The sequence below is a fragment of the Allobosea sp. Root670 genome, from assembly GCF_001429415.1.
Lineage (GTDB): Bacteria > Pseudomonadota > Alphaproteobacteria > Rhizobiales > Beijerinckiaceae > Allobosea > Allobosea robiniae.
This window is the reverse complement of record NZ_LMJU01000020.1, coordinates 45,086-63,128: the sequence shown is the minus strand read 5'-3', so window position 1 is coordinate 63,128 and position 18,043 is coordinate 45,086. Positions and strand designations below refer to the sequence as shown.

Sequence of the window (18,043 nt, the reverse complement as noted above, 5' to 3'; positions counted from 1 at the left end):
GCATGACGGATAGGGCTACGGGCGCTCAGGCGTCCCGCCCGTCGACCTCGGTCTTCAGCGCATCGACCGCCTTCTTCACCGCGTCGAACTGCGGGTAGATCTCCAGCGCCTTGCGGAAGGCTGCCATCGCGGCCTTGTCGTCGCCCTGCTGGCGCAGGATCATGCCCAGTCCCATCATGGCACCGTAATGGCGCGGCTCGCGCTTCAGCGTCTCGCCGATATCGAGCATGGACCGGATCGAATCGCCGAGGAGATAAAGCGCATTGGCGCGCTGGTTCCAGGCCTCGGCCCAGTCCGGCTGCAGGCTGATGACGCGGTCGAGCAATTCGATCGCGAGCTCGTTCTGCTTGTCCTTCAGCGCCTGCTGGGCCCGGATCATCAGCAGATCCGCGGTGTCGGAGCCGGAACGCGCCCAGCGCCGCTGGATCAGCCTGGCGACGCCCTCGGCCTCCTCCTGCGTCTCGGCATCGTGCAGGCGCTGGAACAGCCGCTCCAGCGTCGCCGCCGGGCTGCGCTGCGGCGCAGTCGGCGTCACCGGGTTATCCGCCTTGTCGTCGGGCGCGACGATGCCAGGCCGCGACGGTGGCGTGGGCTGGGCCTGGGTCGCGCCGATCGCGAACGGGCTGGCTGAGGCCAGCAGCAGCGCGAAGACGGCAGGCGCGATGCGAAAACGGATCATGGTTGCAACTCTAGCCGCCACCGCCGCCTCGTCAAATCACAGCCGGGCGAGCGCGCAACGCAAAGAGCGGGCACGCCATCGGCGTCCCGCTCTTTTAAAATCCCAACCGAGACAGTTGCGCGACCGCAGTCGCGCAGGTCTCAGCCCTGACGCGCCTTGAAGCGCTTCTGGACCTTGTTGATGATGTAGACGCGGCCCTTGCGGCGCACGAGCTGGTTGTCGCGATGACGCGCACGCAGCGACTTCAGCGAATTACGGATCTTCATCGTCTCAACTCCATCGGCCTGCCCTTGCGAGACGGGCCGGTCAAAAACCTTCAGTCTGCGACGCGGACCGTAACGATCCTCACCGCCCATGCAATGGTGCGACTGATGCGATGCCGGCTGTATACGGATTTTTCCGTGGATCGCAAGTGTGATCGCAGCCCGGCAAGCAGGAAATCCGCTTTTCCTCCTCCGGAACCTGGACGACAAGATTGCGTTTCGATCCTCGCTCACACGGAGAACCGCCATGCGCCTGCCTCTTCTCGCCGCGATCCTCACCACGACCTTGGTGCTCGGCGCCTGCGGCAACACTGTCGAACAACGCATCGGCGGCGCGGCCGTCGGTGCCGGCACCGGCGCAGTCGTGGCCGGGCCCGTCGGCGCCGTCGTGGGCGGCGCGGCCGGCGCCGTCTCCGGCCCCTCCGTCGTGCGCGCCACGCGCCGCGCGACACGCTGATCCGGCCCAGACTCTCGCCCGCAGGCCGGCGCTCACGCGCAGCCTGCGGACACGTCTCAGCGCCCGGCCCGGCTCCTGGCCGACTGCGCCGCTCTGGCGTCATCGCCAGCCAGAACCGCCCTGTGCGTCGACCCGAACCCGTTCGGAGGCCGATCACAACAATTCGATGACTTCTCGATTTTGAGGGTTGCCAAGACGAAATGGACCGGCTATCTCCCCCGTCATCAGGCCGGACGCAACGCGTCATGACGCTCTGAGACGCGCCCGTAGCTCAGCTGGATAGAGCATCAGACTACGAATCTGAGGGTCAGAGGTTCGAATCCTTTCGGGCGCGCCATTTCGGTTCAAAACAGCGAACCGCATTTCCTGCCAGGGCGCCATGCGCCACCGCCTGTTCGAGTGTGGCCTTGTCGCCGACAATGCGAACGACATGGTCATCGACCTCGATGCGATCGACCAACGAGCGGATATAGGCTTTTCGGAACGGGACCTCGCCGGTCATGATGTTGTCGCGCATGACGCGGCTGAAGGCATCGATCAGCGCCGGGTCTAGTGTCCGCGGACCAGAGCGTGTCCGCGTGATACGGTCGAGCGCCGCTTTAGCCTTGTCGCGGTTAAGCTTCAGATCGGCGATTCGTTCTTTCAGGATATCGTCGAGCTCGGTCAGCCCATCCTCGACCATCCGGTAGAGGCGCTTAAGCTTCTCCTCGGCTTCCGATACATCGCTCTGAAGAGCTGCAACGCGTTGATCGACCTCTGCTGCCTGCCGAACGCGCCGTTCCAGGATCGAGGACAGGAGCGCGGTCAAGCGGTCGGGCTGCAGCAGGCGCTCGGCGAGTTGATCGGTGACGAGGGTGTCGAGCTTGTCCATGGCGATCGAGCGGCCCTTGCAGGCGCTCTTGCCCATGCGCGCGCAGGTCGAGCAGGTATAATAGCGATGGACTTTTCCCGAGCGTGAGGTGCCGGTGCGCAGAGTCATGGCGCCGCTGCAGCTGGCGCAGGCCGCCAACCCCGTCAGCAAAATCGGGCCGGTTACCACGCGCGGCGCGGTGACCTTTGGATTGCGTGCCCGCAGATTGGCCTGCACCCGATCGAACAGCATCCGATCGACGATCGCCGGCACTTCGATCTGGACCTGCTCGCTTTCCGGCTTCTGGCGCAATGTCTTGGAGCTGCGCCGATTGAACACGGCCTCGCCGATATAAGTTCGATTGGTCAGGATTGTGTGGATCGCGCTGACACCGAAGCGGCCCCCACGCTTGGTCCGGTAGCCTCGCTCATTCAGCCAGACCGCCAGCTGCTTGACGCCGAGCGGACCAATTCGGCCATCGCCCGCGGTATAGAGCTTGAACACGAGTCGAACCGTCTCCGCCTCGACAGCATCGACCACTAGCTTCTTCTTCAGGCGCGCGCCACGCTTCTCGATCTCCAGCGTGGTGTAGCCCAGCGGCACAGGCGAGCCGTTGTAAAACCCCTGGCGAGCGTTCTCTTTCATCGCCCGCAACACATGCTTGCCATTCTCGCGCGACTGGTACTCGTCGAAGAGCGCAATCACCTGCCGCATCATCACCTGCGCCGGGTCCTCGCCCAGTTCCTGCGTGATCGAGATGAGCCTGACGCCAGCCTTTGCCAGCTTGCGGATATACATCTCCAGTCCGAACGCATCGCGGAAGAAGCGCGAGTAGGAGTGCACGACGATGACGTCGAACGGGCGGTCATCATCGCAGGCCCGCTCGATCATCCGTTGGAACTCGGGACGATTGTCATCAGTGGCGGACGCACCGGCTTCGACATAACCCGCGGCCAGTTCCCAGCCTCGGGCGAGGCAGAAGGCTTCGATCTGCCGGGTCTGGTCAGGGATCGACAAATCTCCTTCCGCCTGGCGGCCTGTGCTTACGCGGTAGTACCCACAACAGCGCAAACCGGCGCCTTCTGAGCCGAAGTCGGACGAGATGGCAGAGGGGCGGAATATCGAGGTCATGATCAATCTCGGAACAGGCCGGCGTTGAGTCTGCCAGCTAGAGCTTTGTTGCGGTAGAGTCCTGATGGACGACAGCGCGCGGATCCCCTGAGGAACGAACGACATGGTGAATGCCATGCGCTCGCAGCAATTCGTCGAGAACGCGCCCAAGATAGATTTCGACCGTGTCGATCTCTCGCATGGTGATCGGAATCGTCGCGCGCCAGTTATCTGTCACGGTCATGGCGGCATCTTCGAGAGCCATCTCGGTGCGATGCTGCCGCTTGCGAGCAGCGGTCGTCATCGCGAGAGGTCCGGCGTCCGGCGCCGCTCTGGCGCATGCCCTTCCAACGGGCGGCTGATCGCCGGCAATCCCAGGCCTTGCTCCAGCGTCGGCGGGCTCGCCCGGTAGTCGAGCGTCGAGCGCTTCAGACCAGAACGCGCCAGGGCTGTCGCCAGAACGCCAAGCCGGTCCTCGCGCGTCACCGGGCGTTTGCGATCGTTCAAGAGACGCGCGGCTTTCGCACGCACATCGAGATTGCTGCGATCGGCAAAAAGCTGCGTGCGGCCCCGGGCGCGGCTGGCCGCAACGAAGATGTCATGGCGATCCATCGCTGGATCGATGAGAACGAAGGCTTCTTCTGTGGTCAGCCCCTGCGAGCCATAGCAGGTCGTTGCGTAGGCATGAGCTATCTGCACGCGCCCCTTATCATCCTGCAGATCGCTGAGAGGGAAGCGGACAAGGCGGCTATCGACGCGAGCCGTGAGCGAGATCGCGCCATCCTGCGCAAGACCAACTTGCGTCAGCACCGCACTCGTGCCGTTGATCACCCCAAGTCCGTCGTGCCGGGTGAGGAAGCGGATCTGATCGCCGCGGGCCAAGGACAGTTCGTAGCTCTCGCCTGAAGGCGTGACAGCCCGCACGATCGCTGTGTCAACAGCGGCGATCTGTCCAGCCTGCCGCAAGCACTCGCGCGCCGCCTGGTTGAGCATTGCGACCTGCCGATTAGTCTTGGCAATGAGCAGCCTGTCGTGATTGGGGGTCTTGCGGCGGGCTTTATCCCAGGCATCGACGACAGCTTCGATCGTCGCCTTGGCGTTGGCGCTCTCCGCAAACGCTCCATGCTCATCGAGCAGCGCCAAGGCCTGATCAGCTTCGCCCTTGCCGAAGGCCATAACGGTCTCACGGGCCCAGGCCTCGTGCTGCCGGACAATGGTATCGACACGCTGCGCGCCGATTGCATCCGCGACGATCTTCAGGCCTGGTCCACCGATGGGCTGGAGCTGCCTGCGATCACCGACCATGCGCACGGCGACCTGCATGCCGGACTGACGAGCGGCCGCGACCACCGACAACAGCCTATGGAACTGGCGGCTGCTGAGCAGCCCAGATTCATCGACCAGCAGGACGGTCCTGTCCGCGAGGAAGCCATGGCCGTGTTCTGCGCGGGCAAGCCAGCTATCCAAGGCGCGGGCCTCGATCTGAAGCTCGTCGCGCAACTGATGGGCTATCTTCCAGGCATTCGCCGCGCCGATCACGGTCCAGCCGGCCTGCGTCCAGGCTTCAGCGACCGGACGCAGCAGTGTCGTCTTTCCAACTCCGGGGCCGCCTTCGATCAGGCCGAGCAGGTTTGGGCCGCAAGCTGTCCTGGCCGCCGCGGCCTGTTCAGTATTGAGCGAGGCAGCCGCGATCAGCCTGTCGGCGACATCGATCTGCGGCGAAGCAATTTTGTCCGCACCCAGGTCAACTGCAATCTGATGCAGTTCCTGTTCAAGAGCGACGATCTCAGGCGTGGAGTAGATCGCATGACCCCAGAGATCGCGAGAGAGCGCCAGCACATTCTTGTTCTGCTCCAGACCTTCCAGCACTGCCGCTAGGTCGTGTTCGCCCTCGACCTCCATCAAGACCGACGCCACTGCGGCCACCAGCTGGCGGCGCTCAAACGTGCTGCTGCGTTCCGTCAGTCCAGCTAGCGCCCGTGCAAGCTGCTCCTGACAAGTCTGAACCCGCGAGCCGCCCATCGGCGATGCGGCGAGGGCCTGTTCGGCAACATACTCCGGAGCGAGTCCGAGTGCGGCGGCACGCTCCCGCCACAACCCATGCCGATCTTGATCCCGGGCTTCGAGCTTGCTCGCTCGGGTGGCGCGCGCCTTCGCCGCGGCCAGAGCAGGAGCGTCAGCACTCTCGATGCCGAGTTCGGCTAACTCTGAGACGATCTCCTCCCGACGCGCGGAGAAGTAGCGGCAGAGCTCTGTGTCCACGCCGGCGATCTCGAAGATCCCGTTCTTGCCGGTGATCTCGGCACGCAGGCCAAGGCGCTCGAGGCCTTGTGCCAAGGTCTGATGATATACCGCGCCTGCAGCCATCTTCCAGGAATGCAGCGGACGTCCGTCAAGGCAACCGAACGTGCCGTCGCCGCGCTGGGCGAGGTTCATCACCACCGCATGATGATGCAGCGCCGGGTCCGAGAAGGTTCGTCCATCCGCGTGTTCAGCCGGCCGCGCCTCGCTGTGCTGGAAAACCGCAGCGGTCAAGGAGACACGCTCCACCACCGCCCCGCCGTGTCCACGACGGCAGAAGGCCGCCTCGGTCTCAATCAGTTCTAAGGCTGACCGGACCGCTTCCTGCTGGGCATTCTCGATCGCATGGCGCAGCTCATCATTGGCCAGCGCCCACAGCACCGAGACAGATTTTGGGGCGGAGAACGTGACGTCGTAGCCGCCGACCGCGGCGGTTCGGTTGCCGTCATTAGATAACAGCGATCGGCCAGCCGCATGCCGCGCACCATGCAGGTTCTCGAAGGCCTCGCGCTCGACCGGCTGCCCCGCCGCGACGCCGAGCCCCGGACCGGCCACCAGCCACACGCCCTGCGGCTCGCGACCGCCAAGATAATACTCGACCTGCGCCAGATAGTATCGGGCTGAGGTACCGGCTGCGATCGTCGCGACCATGACTGCCTCCAGAAAGGAGGCTCTTCAATAGCCACGCGCAAAATCGCCTTTTTTGAATTCTTATTCCCAAAATACGATCTGCGAACCGCAGCCATAGGATTTGGCTAACCGGTCAAGTTGGCCCTTTGCTGACGTCTGGAACGTCCGCTTCAGGGTGAGTAAATTTAGTGACCAAGCGACCGAAGCTTTTGCGACTCATCGACCTCGACGACTGGCGACCGACGCTGCGGAGCCTCTCAGTTGGCTGGATCAAGAGCCTGCGCCACGTACAGTCGAAGCCAGTCCTCGAAACGCGTAGAGGCGAGCTGGGAATGACTTGCCGGTATGAGGGTGTCATCGCGCAAGACCGCGCCAAAATACGGCGCTTCGGGATCGGCAATTACCGGGCGGGGGTCCTCGTTCGCAGCTAGAATCTGGCGCGCCAGTTCGTCGAGCCGGAAACGATCTGGTCCTGCGACTTCCAACTCTCGATTCCGGGGCCGCTGAAGGATTATGTCGCGTAGCGCTAGCGCGATATCGTCGCCGGCGACCGGCTGAGCGTGCGCCGGGGAGATGCGAAGTGTCTCCTCGGCCCCCCCTGCCTCAACGATCCCGTTGATGTATTCAAAGAACGGTGTCGACCTGAGGATCGTGTACGGAACGCGAGAGCTTCTCGTGATCGTCTCCTGCATCCGCTTTGCCCTGAAGTATCCGCTTTCGGGGAGTTTATCGGTCCCAACGGCAGATAGAACAACGTGGTGTTGGACACCGGCCGCTTCCTCCGATGCCATCAGGTTGCATCCGGAGCTCTCGAAGAATGCCAGGGCTGCTCCCGGATCGAGTGTGGGGGAGTTAGAAACGTCGACCACCACCCGTGCCCCGAACAGCGCCTCAGCAAGCCCTTCTCCGGTTACCGTATTCACACCTCGTGAGGGCGAGGCAGTTACAACTTCAAAATCGCAACCGCCCAGCACTCCAACGAGTTTAGAGCCGATGAAGCCGGTTCCGCCTATGACTACGATCTTCATTTGAATTTCCCGCGGCGCGCTTGTCGCCCGACTTCGTCGATGTCCCCGTGAACTCAGCGTTCCAGGCGCTGCGGTGGATCCTGGAGCGCCTACATTGGACTGCATTGAACTCATTTGCCGCTTGCCCGACCTTCGCCAGGCGATCAGGTTCCCCGGCCTTGCTCCACGGTCCTAAGCCTTCAGTCGTCGAACGGGGCACGTTTGACCAAGTCGACCGAAGACGGCACGCGGTAGCCACTGACAAACCGCTCGCCGAAATCGCGCACGAAGTTGTCGTAGCTGGTTTCTGGTCTGACCCTGGCGATATGGCAAAAGCACTTCGTCATCAGTCGCTTCATGCCGAGCCTTGGATAGGCCGCGACGATGCGCTGGACCTCGTCGGTGGGGATCGCGTCGTATTGAAGTCCAACGACATCAAGGCAGATCCCGGCTGTGCAAAGCGCAACCTCCGCCTGCTTGTAGAGCGCGACGGACGGCGTCGAATTGAGGGCTACACTGTCCCAGATCATCTGAGCACGACGCTCGTCGAGGCCGCTCTCGCGGGCAAAGTCACGGGCGAGATCAGCGCCTTCGACCTCGAATCGGCGCGGCCCGTTGAAGCGCTCGTTCAGTGTGACATCGTGCAGGAGCGTCCCGACGGCGACAACCTCCTCATCATGCTCGGCATTTCGAAGCTGCCCAAGCCTAGCTGCGAAAAGCCACGAACGAACGACGTGATTGAATAGGTACGGCTCGCAGGCACGGCGGGCATAAGCGAGGGCGCTGGCGACGAGCTCGGTGTCCGGCACGGAAACGCCGGCCAGAGTCTGTCGGCCATTTTCGGTCGCAAGCATGGTCCTGCAAGCCTCCGTTGACGGATCGAGATGGGACATTTCCCTGTGGCCGACGGAGAGCCCCTCCGGGCCGGCGCGAATGGCCCCTTGGCGCTTGGCTGTTGGCCAAGGAAAAGAACGAGGCAGTTTCGATCACCGCCTCGTCCCGGAAAATCAGCTTCGGACGAAAGCGAGGATGTCCTTGTTGATGACATCTGCGTGCGTAGTGGCCATGCCGTGGGGCAACTTGTTGTAGATGTTGAGGGTCGCCCTTTTCAGCAGCTTGGCCGAGAGAGGAGCGCTGTCGCCGATCGGGACGATCTGGTCATCGTCGCCATGCATCACGAGCGTCGGCACCGCGATGACCTTGAGGTCCTCGGTGAAATCGGTTTGGGAGAAAGCCTTGATGCCTTCGTAATGGGCCTTGGCTGCGCCCATCATTCCCTGGCGCCACCAGTTCTGAACGATGCTGGGATCCGTCTCGACACCGGGCCGATTAAACCCATAGAATGGTCCGGCCGCGAGATCGGTATAGAACTTGCTGCGATTGGCAGCCAGACTCTTGCGAAGCCCGTCAAAGACGTCGATCGGCAGACCACCGGGATTGCGATCCGTCTTGACCATGATCGGGGGCACCGCACCGATCAGAACAAGTTTCCCGGTTCGGCTCTTGCCATGACGTGCGACATAGCGTGCCGCCTCACCACCGCCGGTGGAGTGGCCGATGTGGACGGCGTTGCGCAGGTCGAGATGTTCAACAACTGCCGCGGCGTCGGCCGCGTAGTGGTCCATGTCGTGGCCCTCGCTCACCTGGCTCGAACGGCCATGCCCGCGCCGGTCGTGGGCGACGACCCGGAAGCCTTGCGCAACGAAGAAGAGCATCTGGGTGTCCCAGTCGTCGGAGCTCAACGGCCAACCATGGTGAAAGACCAGCGGTTGGGCCGATTTCGGACCCCAGTCCTTGTAGAAAATCTCGACGCCGTCCTTGGTGGTCACGTAGTTCATGAGCTTGTTCCTGCTTCTGTTCGAGGAGGTGGTTGAAGTCGGGCCCGACCAGGCCGGCGTGGCACTGACCAGCGTAGCCGCCGCCATGCTTGCTGCCGTGGACAGGATGAGACGTCGGTCGACATAGGTTTCGTTGAGCCAGGGGTCGTGTGGCATCGGATCTCCCGCGCTGTGAGAGTGGGTTCAGACCAGAGAAGCGACGCCGTGGATCAGCGCCTTCGAGATCGTTTCGCTCGGCTTTCAAGCCGGACCTGTTCCCGTCCGCCCTATCGCCCCTGGAGCCCTCCACCGCTGTCACAGCGGCCGGCGCTCTCAGTGTCACGATTGTCGCGACCTCGGCCGGCGGGAACAATCAAACCCGAGCATCTTCGCCCTATCCGGCCGAATAGTGCTTCGTGTCTCCAGGTGTATCGTTCGCCGCATATCGGACTAGTCGCCCGCTGTACCGCTTCGGGCTCGCCTGGACGCGGTATCTTCAGCGGACGACGGGCCGGTCAGCGCCAGCGCGGCATCTCGGCGTCGAGGAACCGAAACAGCGCCGAGACGCGGCCGGGCACCGCTCGGGCAAAGCCATGCAGAACTTGGACGGGTACCGGCGGCAGCGGGTGTTTTTCGAGAACGGACACCAGTTGTCCCGCCGCTAGATCTTCCATCACCGACGCTCGCAGGAGCTGCGCGATGCCGAGGCCGTTGCGGGCAGCGATCCGCATGGCCTCGCCGCTGTCCGTGTCGAATACACCCTGCGGAACGAGCCGCTCTCCGTTCGCGAAGCTAATCGGAAAGGGGCGCCCCCGCAGCAGATAGCGGATGTGATCGTGCCTCGAGAGCGAAGCGATTGTGTCCGGCGCGCCCCGGCTAGCGAGATAGGCAGGCGATGCGACGAGAGCCATTGGAAGCATCCCCAACGGCTTTGCAATCAGATTGGTGTCGTCAACATGCCCCACCCTGATGGCCGCATCGAAGCCCTCCCGGATCAGTTCGACGGGCTGGTCGCTGAGCCCGACGTCGAGCCTTAGCTGCGGATAGCTATGGCTAAAGCGCGTCGTCAGCGCCTCCATCAAAACGCGCCCGAAATCGGCAGGCATGCTGATACGCAATCGACCGGCGGCGACGGCGCTCGGCGTGAGCACCGTAGCGGCCTCATCTATGGCACGGACCAGCGGTGCGACACGCTCTTAATACGCCTCACCCTCAGGTGTCAGGGAGAAGGCGCGGGTCGATCTTGTGAATAGCCGGGCTTCGAGCCTGTGCTCCAGCCTGGCCATGCTCTTCGACACGGCAGAGACCGTGGTGCCTAGCACGCGCGCGCCGGCGGTGAAGGATCCAGCTTCGACGACCGTCACGAAGTTGCTCAGGCCGTTCATGTTGACGGGTTGGAACAAGTGAAAGGCCGCTTGGAGTGCTGGCGATCACTGGTGGCGGTGAGCACCTCATGGACCATCCAACGGAGGTTTTCATGAAAGCACTGTCGAACAAGGTTGCCGTCATCACGGGAGGCAACAGTGGCATCGGCTTCGCCACCGCACGCCGTTTCGTCGCCGAGGGAGCGCGGGTCGTAATCGTCGGCCGACGCCCCGATGCCGTCGCAGAAGCTGCCGAGGCCCTTGGCGAACAGGCTATCGGGATTGCAGGTGACGTCGCAGCACTCGAGACACACGATCGCGTCGCTACCTTCGTCCGGGAGCGGTTCGAGGCCGTCGATATCTACATGGCCAATGCGGGCGGCATCCGGATCCAGCCCGGAGCCGCCGTCTCGCCCGATGACTATGACGCCCAGTTCGATACGAATGCGCGTGGCACGTTCTTTGGGGTGAAGGCGATCGTCCCGGTCATGCGCGATGGAGGCGCCATCCTGCTGACGAGTTCGATCGCGACCCATAAGGTCCTCGGCGGACATGCCGTCTATGCCGGAAGCAAGGCTGCGATAGAAGCCTTCGCGCGAAGCTGGTCGCTGGAGCTGAAGCAGCGGCGAATCCGGGTCAATGTTCTGAGTCCCGGCCCCACCGCGACGCCGATTATCGGCAAGCTCGGCGTCCCACCTGAGGCGCAACGTGACGTTGAGGAGCAGGCGGCGGGCATCATCCCCTTTGGTCAGATGGGGACCGCAGAAGAACTCGCCGAGGCTGCTCTGTTTCTCTGCGGCGAGGCGAGCGGGTTCATCACCGGAGTCAATCTGGCGGTGGATGGTGGCATGACCCTGACCTGAGGCGAGCGCCGGCGCCGCCGAACGACCGGTGGCGACGGCTGCGTGCATGTCACGGTGCACCGGCATAGATCATCACCTGAGCCGGGGTGCTTCGTCTTGCCGGAGGCGTGCAGGCAACGCTTCCCAGGCGCGGATGAGTTCGCCGATCGACGCAGCTTCCATCTTTCGCATCAGGTTGCCCCGGTGCAGCTTCACCGTGACTTCGCTGATGCCGAGATCGAAGGCGATCTGCTTGTTAAGTCGGCCACGGGCGACCTCTTGCATTATTTCGCGTTCTCGCGGTGTCAGCGTCGCCAGCCGCTCGACATAGAACTGTACGCGCGCGGCCTCCGCTCGCCGATCCCGGTCGATCGCGATGGCGGCGTTGACGGCATCGAGTAATGTCTGGTCGCGCACGGGCTTGGTTAGGAAGTCTATGGCCCCGGCCTTCATCGCCTGGACCGTCATCGGGATGTCGCCGTGCCCGGTCAGGAAGATCATCGGCTTGGCGATGCCTCTTCCCGCCAAGAGATGCTGGAGATCGAGGCCGCTCGCTCCGGGCATCCTGATGTCGACGACCAGACAGCCCGGGTTCTCCAGCGCATTTGTTTCCAGCAGGGCTTGTGTCGAAGGGAAAGCGGTCGCTCGAAACCCTGCCGATGCGAGCAGTTCGCAAAGAGCCTCGCGAAGCGAGGCGTCGTCATCGACGACGATGACGAGTGGCTGGATGTCGCCAGCGCTTTGCCGCGAGGCGTTTGGCACGTGGCTATGCGCGTTCGATCGGTCAAGCATCATGTTCAGTTTCCCCGTCCAGAGTGCCTAAGGCCTTCCCGATCGCAGCCAATAGTACGCGGCCGTCGAACGGCTTGCAGAAGAAGCTCTCCACCTCGCGAGCTCGGATTTGCTCGGCTATTTCGTGTCGCCCTGTGATCAGGAAGACGGGAAGGTCCGAGCGTTCGCTCATCGCCCGGTCCCGGAGCTCAAACCCGTCCACCCCGGGCATACCCACATCGGTGATCAGCAGGTCGAGGCCGGAGAAGCCGTGCCTGATCAGCGATGCGGCCGATGAAAAGCCTCGAACGGCGTAGCCGGCGGACTCGAGCAGGTCCTCCAGAGACTCGAGCAGCCGGGGATCGTCATCGACCACCGCCACAACATATGCGCTCCTGCCCACGCTCAGGCTCCTCCCAACCGACGTGAGTGTCGTATCGGGATCGCCAGCCGTTCCGCGATCCGCACGAGATCGGCTAGTGATGATGCCGCCATCTTCTGCATCACGTTTCGTCTGTGGATCTGGAGGGTAACCTCGCTGATGCCGAGTTCGGCGGCGGCCTGCTTGTTGAGGAGTCCGCTGACTACCAGCGGGAGAACGTCCCGCTCCCGTGGCGAGAGCTCGTGGTAGCGCTGCATAAGCAAGGAGAGCTCGGCGCGCTTAACCCTCACTTCCCGATCCTGTTCGATCGCTGCACGGATAGCCGACAGGAGAGCGACATCGCTGAAAGGCTTGGTCAGGAAATCGACGGCGCCGTGTTTGATCGCGCGCACCGAGGAGGGGATGTCGCCATGCCCGGTGATGAATACGATCGGGGGATGTTCGGCCTGCGTGATCTGGCGCTGCAATTCGAGCCCATTGATATCAGGAAGCTCGACGTCGAGGATCAGACAGGCCGGGAGGTCGGGCTTTTCCGACTGGATGTAGTCACCAGCGGAATCGAACGAAATCGCGTCGACGCCGTTGGCGGCCAGCAGCTCGACGAGCGCCTCTCGTAGAGCCGCGTCGTCGTCGACGATGAAAACGATGGTGTCGTCAGCGGTCATGATCCGCCTTCGTTTCAACCGGCAGCGTGAAGATGAACGTCGCTCCAACAATCGGATTATTCTCGGCCCAGAGCCGTCCGCCGTGGGATTCGATGATGGTTCGCGCAATCGCCAGCCCCATGCCCATCCCATCGGGCTTGGTCGTGAAGAAGGGCTCAAACATGCTGTCCTGCATCGTGATGCCCTGGCCTAGGTCGCCGATCTCCGTCTGGATGACGTCGCCGTTATGGAAGACACGCAGGCTGAGGACCTTGGCGGTGGCAACGGCATCCATCGCGTCCATGCCGTTGCGCATCAGGTTGATGAGCACCTGCTGGATCTGAACCCTGTCGAGGGCGACCAGCGGAATATCCCCGTCGATCTCGACATCCATCCGGACACGACGGCGCGCGGCTTCTTCAGCCACGAAATGTTGCGTTTCGGCGACCACAGTCCCGAACGGCATCGTCGTCCGCTTTTCCACTGATTGCTTGAACAGGGCCCGGATTCGCGCCACCACGGCCGCTGCCCCGTTGGCATCGCGAAGGATGCGCTCGACCGTCTTTTGAGCACGCTCGATGTTGGGCTGATCGGCCGCCAGCCAACGCTGGCAAGCGTGCGAATTGGCGACGACCGCCGCGAGCGGCTGATTGACCTCATGGGCGATCGACGCGGACAGCTCCGCGAGGCTCGCGGCCTGGCTCGCCCGCGCCAGCCTTTCCTGTGACAGGCGTAGCTCCTCATGTGCGCGGATCTCGCCGTCGATATCGAGGCAGATCACGTTCCATTGCACAATTGCGCCGTCAGCGCGGCGCATCGGCGCGGCTCGGGTCTCGACCCAGCGATACTCACCGTCAAACCGGCGTAGCCGGTGCCTCCTTGCATAGGGCTCGCCCGTGCAGAGGCTGTGGGCATATTGGGTCTTAACCCCCTCGACATCGTCGGGATGGACTCCGGCATCGAGGGTGGCGAGCAACCGCGATTGATTCTCGCCATCCAGCTCCTCGAGCTCGTAACCGAGGAATTCACGGAGCTGGCGACTGCGATAGACCGGCTCGCCATTGGGCTTTGCGCAATCGATCATAGCCGGCAAGGTTTCGACCAACTGCCAGAGGAAGCGCTCCCGTTCGCGCAGCGCCTCCTCGGTCCGGAGCTGATCATCGATGTCATGCGACAGTCCGTACCATTGGAGAATGCGGCCTGTGACATCCCGAAATGGTTCGGCGCGCCCCTCCATCCAGCGATAGACGCCATCGGCACGACGCAGGCGATATCGCATCGAGAAGCGCTCGCCGGTGGCCAGAGAATGGCTGAGTGTCTGCTGCAATCCCGCTGCATCCTCAGGGTGAACGGACGTCCGCAAGATTCCTGCCAACCGGTCCGGCGCAATCTGCTCGGACGCGGCGTCATTCAGTCCGAAAAAGTCGATGAGGCGCTTGTTGAAGAAGCTTGGCTCGCCGTCCGGTTTCAGTTGCCAGAGAAAGCTCGGCACCAGATCGACCAACTGCATCAACTCGCGTTCGCGGTGACGCAATTCGGCCTGCGTACTCACAAGATCATGAATGTCGACGCTAACGCCGTACCAACGGAGAATAGCGCCGGTCTCGTCGCGCAGCGGATCCGCGCGGGTCTCGGTCCAGCGATAGGAACCATCCGCCCGAAGCTGGCGATATTTGATCCTGTAAGGCTTACCCGTCGCGATCGACTCCATGTAAGCATTGATTGCAGCCTCGCGATGATCGGCATGAATCATGACGTTCAACGACATCGAACCGTCGGGCGCCGTAATCGTGTCCAGCGTCGCGCCCGTCACCTCGGTGAGATGTTTGTTGACGTAGACAGGCCATCCCTTGTCCGTCGCGCTCCAGATGGAGGCTGGGACAGTCTCGATAAGTTGCTCGAGAAGACGCTCCCTTTCCCGGAGGCCTGCTTCGGTTCGCTTGTAGACGTCGATGTCGATCGAAGTACCGAACCAGCCGACGACGGCGCCGGAGCTGTCACGCACGGCGCGCGCAGAGCTGCGACCCCAAGCAAAAATGCCAGTCTTACGACGGATACGAAACTCCGCGTTGAGGGGCTCGCCCGTCCGGAGGCAGTGACGCCATTGTCGGGCTAGTTCATCATGGTCTTCTGGATGGACGATCTGCCCCCAGGCGATATCGCCCTCATCGCATGAGCGGTTCAGGTCTTCAGGCGTCAAACCCAGAGTGGCTTGAGCGAAAGCCGGCAGGTAAATCCAGCGTCCGTCCCGGTCCAGCGCCCAGCCATTACCAAAGAGATCTTCGATCGTTCGCGCCTTGGCGATGACATCGCCGGCGTCGTCACGAGATGGGCCGCGCTCCACGACTGCCTCATGCGGGTCCAGTTCCGGCACAGAGACACCCGGCTTAGTGGCAGGCTCCCAACGCGATCGTACCCAGCGATGCGAGCCATCAGGTTCGAGCTGACGATGCTGAAGAACCTGGGGCACACCCGTCCAGAGCGCCCGTGCCATGGCGTGCGCGACGCCAGTGCGGTCGTCCGGGTGAACGGCCTCGAACCGGGGCGCGCGCTGGATGGCAGCCTCGCCATTGCCATGCAGTACTTCGGCATCATCCCGTGCTGGATTATCTCGCAGATGGGCCGACGCGCCTTGCGCACAGGAACTCACCGTAACCGCGCAGACGGAAACCGCGATTGCCGCCAGCGGCAACCAGGTCGGCAACGATTCTGGCAAAGGCGTCCCATGGAGAAAAACAGTGACCACCAGGAGGAGAATGAGAACCGCCAGCGCCAATGCGATGTGCAGGGACGATCTGAGTTTCACATAGGTGGATAGCGCCGCGAGCGGGGCAATATACCCGTACATCGCACCCGTGAGCCAAGCGACGGCGATCCCGACTACGGATGCCATGATCGCGATCGCTACTCGATGATCCAGTCGTGCCGTCGCCATTCGACCGTCCTCGTCGAAAACATTGAGCCGCTCCGTCGGCATGTTCGCGCGGCCAGAGGACGTAGGCCGAACTCGCACCCAGCACGGAGCCACAGGTCATTCGGCACGCTAGCTGTGCGAAGCCTCCAGCGCACTTATGGAAATCCATGATCTGCGTGGAGTTTAGTGAGCGTTGGGAAAGAAGGCTCAGGCGGGCGGCGCCAGCGAAAGTCCGCTGGTCTCGCATCGGCCATGAATCAGGTCGATGATCTCGTTCTTGGCTGATATCCCCATGGCAACGCTCGCGACCCGGAATTGCAATTCCACTTCGATTGCCACCGCGTCGATGGCTCTCAGAACGACGGTCGGCGGCGGATCTGCGACGATCCGGATACTGCTCTCGAGCACGGTCCGCATGGCCTCCTCGACAAAGCTCGGCCTCTGTCCGGCGGCGAAGCGCACGCCCAACGTGATCTGATGGGTTTCGTCGGGTCGGCTCAGGCTGGTCAGGCTCTGCCTTGCGAGCTGGCTGTTCGGCAGCACGACGATATTGTTCACCGCAGTCAGGAGGTTCGTGGAACGCCAGTTCGATTCCGTGACCCGTCCCGCCGTGCCGTCGCTCAACTGGATCCAGTCACCGATCGCATAGGCCCTGCCCAGCGTCAGAGCGATGCCTGAGAAAACGTCGCCCAGCGTATTCTGCAACGCCAGACCCAGGATGACCGCTACGACACCCGAGGTTGTCACCAGGGTGGCGATCGGCATGCCGAAGACGAAGCCCATGACCGACAACGCCACGCCGAGATAGATGACGGCAACCGCCATATCCATAATCAGATGCGCCTCACGCGGCTTGCGATTGAGACTGACATAGATGTGGATTAAGCCGATGGTCGTCCACGCGAGATGAGTCCACCAGAGGATCATGGCCGATTTCGAAAGCAGCGCGGTGAAGCCCTGTGTGTAGATGCTTTCGGGCTGAGCCGGAGCAATGTCTCCAACGTAGAGCACCAGGCTCATACAGAAGAAAAACAGGATCTGAACGATCAGGCGTGCTGTCGGTCGGTTGCTGCCTTGAAGGTGCCACACGACGACACCGGCAGCTCCGAGAACATTGAGGAGTACGATCGGCAGGAAATGGTCATCGCCGAACATGAGGCCCTCACCGAAATCTGCCGAACCCGTGGAAGTCAGAGCGTCGAACTGATCGGGCCGCCCATTGGGCGGCCCGTGAGCTTGTGGCTACTTTCGAGGTGCCGTCGCGAACCAGCGGTCGAAGTCGATCCGCCCGATGCGCGGATTGTTGTCGGAGACCAGCGAACCCGCGTCGAGCCGAGTACCGAAGTAGTGGGCCTCGGGGTCAGCAATGACCTTGCGAGTATCGCCAATCGCCTTGAGGTAGCGCTCGACGAAATCGCAGAGGCGCGCACGCTCCGGCCCGGCGATCTCGATGATTCCATTGGTCGGCGCCGCCAGGGCCGCTTCCGCCACGAAGTCCGCGACATCGTCGGAGGCGATCGGCTGGAGATTGCCTGTCGACAGCCGGGTCGTGTCGCCGGCAGTGCCTGCCTGCGCGATGCCGCCGAGGAATTCCATGAACTGAGTGGAGCGAAGGATTGTATAGGGGACTCCGGATTCCCGGACGATTTTCTCCTGCGCCACCTTAGCCCGGAGATAGCCGCTGTCCGGCAGCCGATCGGTGCCGACGATGGAGAGCGCCACATGGTGTTTCACACCGGCCTCTTCCTCCGCCTTCGTCAGGTTTCGGCCAGAAACCTGGAAGAACTCGAGCACCGCCTTGTCCTCGAAGGAGGGAGAGTTCGCGAGGTCGACGACCACTGAGGCGTTCTCAAGCGCCTTCTCCAGGCCTTCCCCGGTGATCGTATTCACGCCGGTGTTGGGCGCCGCGGCGACGACTTCGTGTCCGTGCTTGCGCAGGCGCTCCGCAGTCTTGGAACCGATCAGGCCAGTTCCACCGATGATGACGATCTTCATGTGATCTCTCCGTTCGC

Annotated in this window: 18 protein-coding genes and 1 tRNA gene; 3 read left to right on the top strand and 16 right to left on the bottom strand. The window is 62.7% G+C overall.

Features of this window, described 5'->3' with window-relative positions; all coding sequences use genetic code 11:
• Positions 1–25 precede the first annotated feature (25 nt).
• Positions 26–679: a tetratricopeptide repeat protein gene (locus ASE61_RS24020; protein WP_061971292.1), complete on the bottom strand. Its 654-nt coding sequence runs from the start codon at positions 677–679 to the stop codon at positions 26–28.
• A 140-nt stretch (positions 680–819) separates the two neighbouring features.
• Positions 820–945, bottom strand: a complete 126-nt coding sequence (ykgO, locus tag ASE61_RS24015) for a type B 50S ribosomal protein L36 (protein WP_038363015.1) — start codon at positions 943–945, stop codon at positions 820–822.
• A gap of 244 nt (positions 946–1,189) precedes the next feature.
• Between ykgO and ASE61_RS24010 the strand changes: the two genes are divergently transcribed.
• Entirely contained in the window at positions 1,190–1,399 is a 210-nt protein-coding gene (locus ASE61_RS24010) for a hypothetical protein (RefSeq protein ID WP_061971290.1), read from the top strand.
• A 260-nt stretch (positions 1,400–1,659) separates the two neighbouring features.
• A tRNA-Arg gene (locus ASE61_RS24005) sits at positions 1,660–1,736 on the top strand.
• Here ASE61_RS24005 and ASE61_RS26180 read toward each other — a convergent pair.
• From ASE61_RS26180 to ASE61_RS27630, 8 genes are all read right to left on the bottom strand, one after another.
• Positions 1,707–3,380: a recombinase family protein gene (locus ASE61_RS26180; protein ID WP_082617700.1), complete on the bottom strand. Its 1,674-nt coding sequence runs from the start codon at positions 3,378–3,380 to the stop codon at positions 1,707–1,709. The genes ASE61_RS24005 and ASE61_RS26180 overlap by 30 nt on opposite strands.
• Before the next feature lie 37 nt (positions 3,381–3,417).
• Complete coding sequence (locus ASE61_RS23990; RefSeq protein ID WP_061971285.1) at positions 3,418–3,663, bottom strand: hypothetical protein; 246 nt, start codon at positions 3,661–3,663, stop codon at positions 3,418–3,420.
• Positions 3,660–6,311 (bottom strand): MobF family relaxase, encoded by a 2,652-nt coding sequence (gene mobF, locus ASE61_RS23985; RefSeq protein WP_061971284.1) that lies wholly within the window; start codon positions 6,309–6,311, stop codon positions 3,660–3,662. Before mobF ends, ASE61_RS23990 begins: the two co-directional genes overlap by 4 nt.
• A gap of 236 nt (positions 6,312–6,547) precedes the next feature.
• Entirely contained in the window at positions 6,548–7,318 is a 771-nt protein-coding gene (locus ASE61_RS23980) for an SDR family oxidoreductase (protein WP_061971282.1), read from the bottom strand.
• 179 nt (positions 7,319–7,497) lie between these two features.
• Entirely contained in the window at positions 7,498–8,151 is a 654-nt protein-coding gene (locus ASE61_RS23975) for an HD domain-containing protein (protein ID WP_061971550.1), read from the bottom strand.
• A gap of 153 nt (positions 8,152–8,304) precedes the next feature.
• Positions 8,305–9,135, bottom strand: coding sequence for an alpha/beta fold hydrolase (locus tag ASE61_RS23970; protein ID WP_061971280.1), 831 nt, complete (start codon positions 9,133–9,135; stop codon positions 8,305–8,307).
• 494 nt (positions 9,136–9,629) lie between these two features.
• Positions 9,630–10,265, bottom strand: a complete 636-nt coding sequence (locus ASE61_RS23965; protein ID WP_200959685.1) for a substrate binding domain-containing protein — start codon at positions 10,263–10,265, stop codon at positions 9,630–9,632.
• A 45-nt stretch (positions 10,266–10,310) separates the two neighbouring features.
• Positions 10,311–10,499, bottom strand: a complete 189-nt coding sequence (locus tag ASE61_RS27630; RefSeq protein WP_413813552.1) for a LysR family transcriptional regulator — start codon at positions 10,497–10,499, stop codon at positions 10,311–10,313.
• Between the two features lie 92 nt (positions 10,500–10,591).
• Between ASE61_RS27630 and ASE61_RS23960 the strand changes: the two genes are divergently transcribed.
• Entirely contained in the window at positions 10,592–11,341 is a 750-nt protein-coding gene (locus ASE61_RS23960; protein WP_061971548.1) for an SDR family NAD(P)-dependent oxidoreductase, read from the top strand.
• Positions 11,342–11,413: 72 nt separating this feature from the next.
• Here the strand turns inward: ASE61_RS23960 and ASE61_RS23955 are convergent, their stop codons facing one another.
• The 6 genes from ASE61_RS23955 to ASE61_RS23930 all read right to left on the bottom strand — a co-directional run bounded on the left by ASE61_RS23955 (position 11,414) and on the right by ASE61_RS23930 (position 18,026).
• Entirely contained in the window at positions 11,414–12,115 is a 702-nt protein-coding gene (locus tag ASE61_RS23955; protein WP_061971278.1) for a response regulator transcription factor, read from the bottom strand.
• A complete protein-coding gene (locus ASE61_RS23950; RefSeq protein WP_156407212.1) occupies positions 12,105–12,494 on the bottom strand; it encodes a response regulator in 390 nt (129 codons plus the stop codon). The genes ASE61_RS23955 and ASE61_RS23950 overlap by 11 nt, the downstream gene beginning before the upstream one ends.
• Before the next feature lie 2 nt (positions 12,495–12,496).
• Positions 12,497–13,138 (bottom strand): response regulator transcription factor, encoded by a 642-nt coding sequence (locus ASE61_RS23945; protein WP_061971274.1) that lies wholly within the window; start codon positions 13,136–13,138, stop codon positions 12,497–12,499.
• Complete coding sequence (locus tag ASE61_RS23940) at positions 13,128–16,052, bottom strand: PAS domain-containing protein (RefSeq protein WP_244493001.1); 2,925 nt, start codon at positions 16,050–16,052, stop codon at positions 13,128–13,130. Before ASE61_RS23940 ends, ASE61_RS23945 begins: the two co-directional genes overlap by 11 nt.
• 186 nt (positions 16,053–16,238) lie before the next feature.
• Positions 16,239–17,186, bottom strand: coding sequence for a mechanosensitive ion channel family protein (locus ASE61_RS23935; protein WP_061971270.1), 948 nt, complete (start codon positions 17,184–17,186; stop codon positions 16,239–16,241).
• A gap of 87 nt (positions 17,187–17,273) precedes the next feature.
• On the bottom strand, positions 17,274–18,026 hold the full coding sequence (locus ASE61_RS23930; protein WP_061971268.1) for an SDR family oxidoreductase: 753 nt from the start codon (positions 18,024–18,026) through the stop codon (positions 17,274–17,276).
• Between the last annotated feature and the right edge of the window lie 17 nt (positions 18,027–18,043).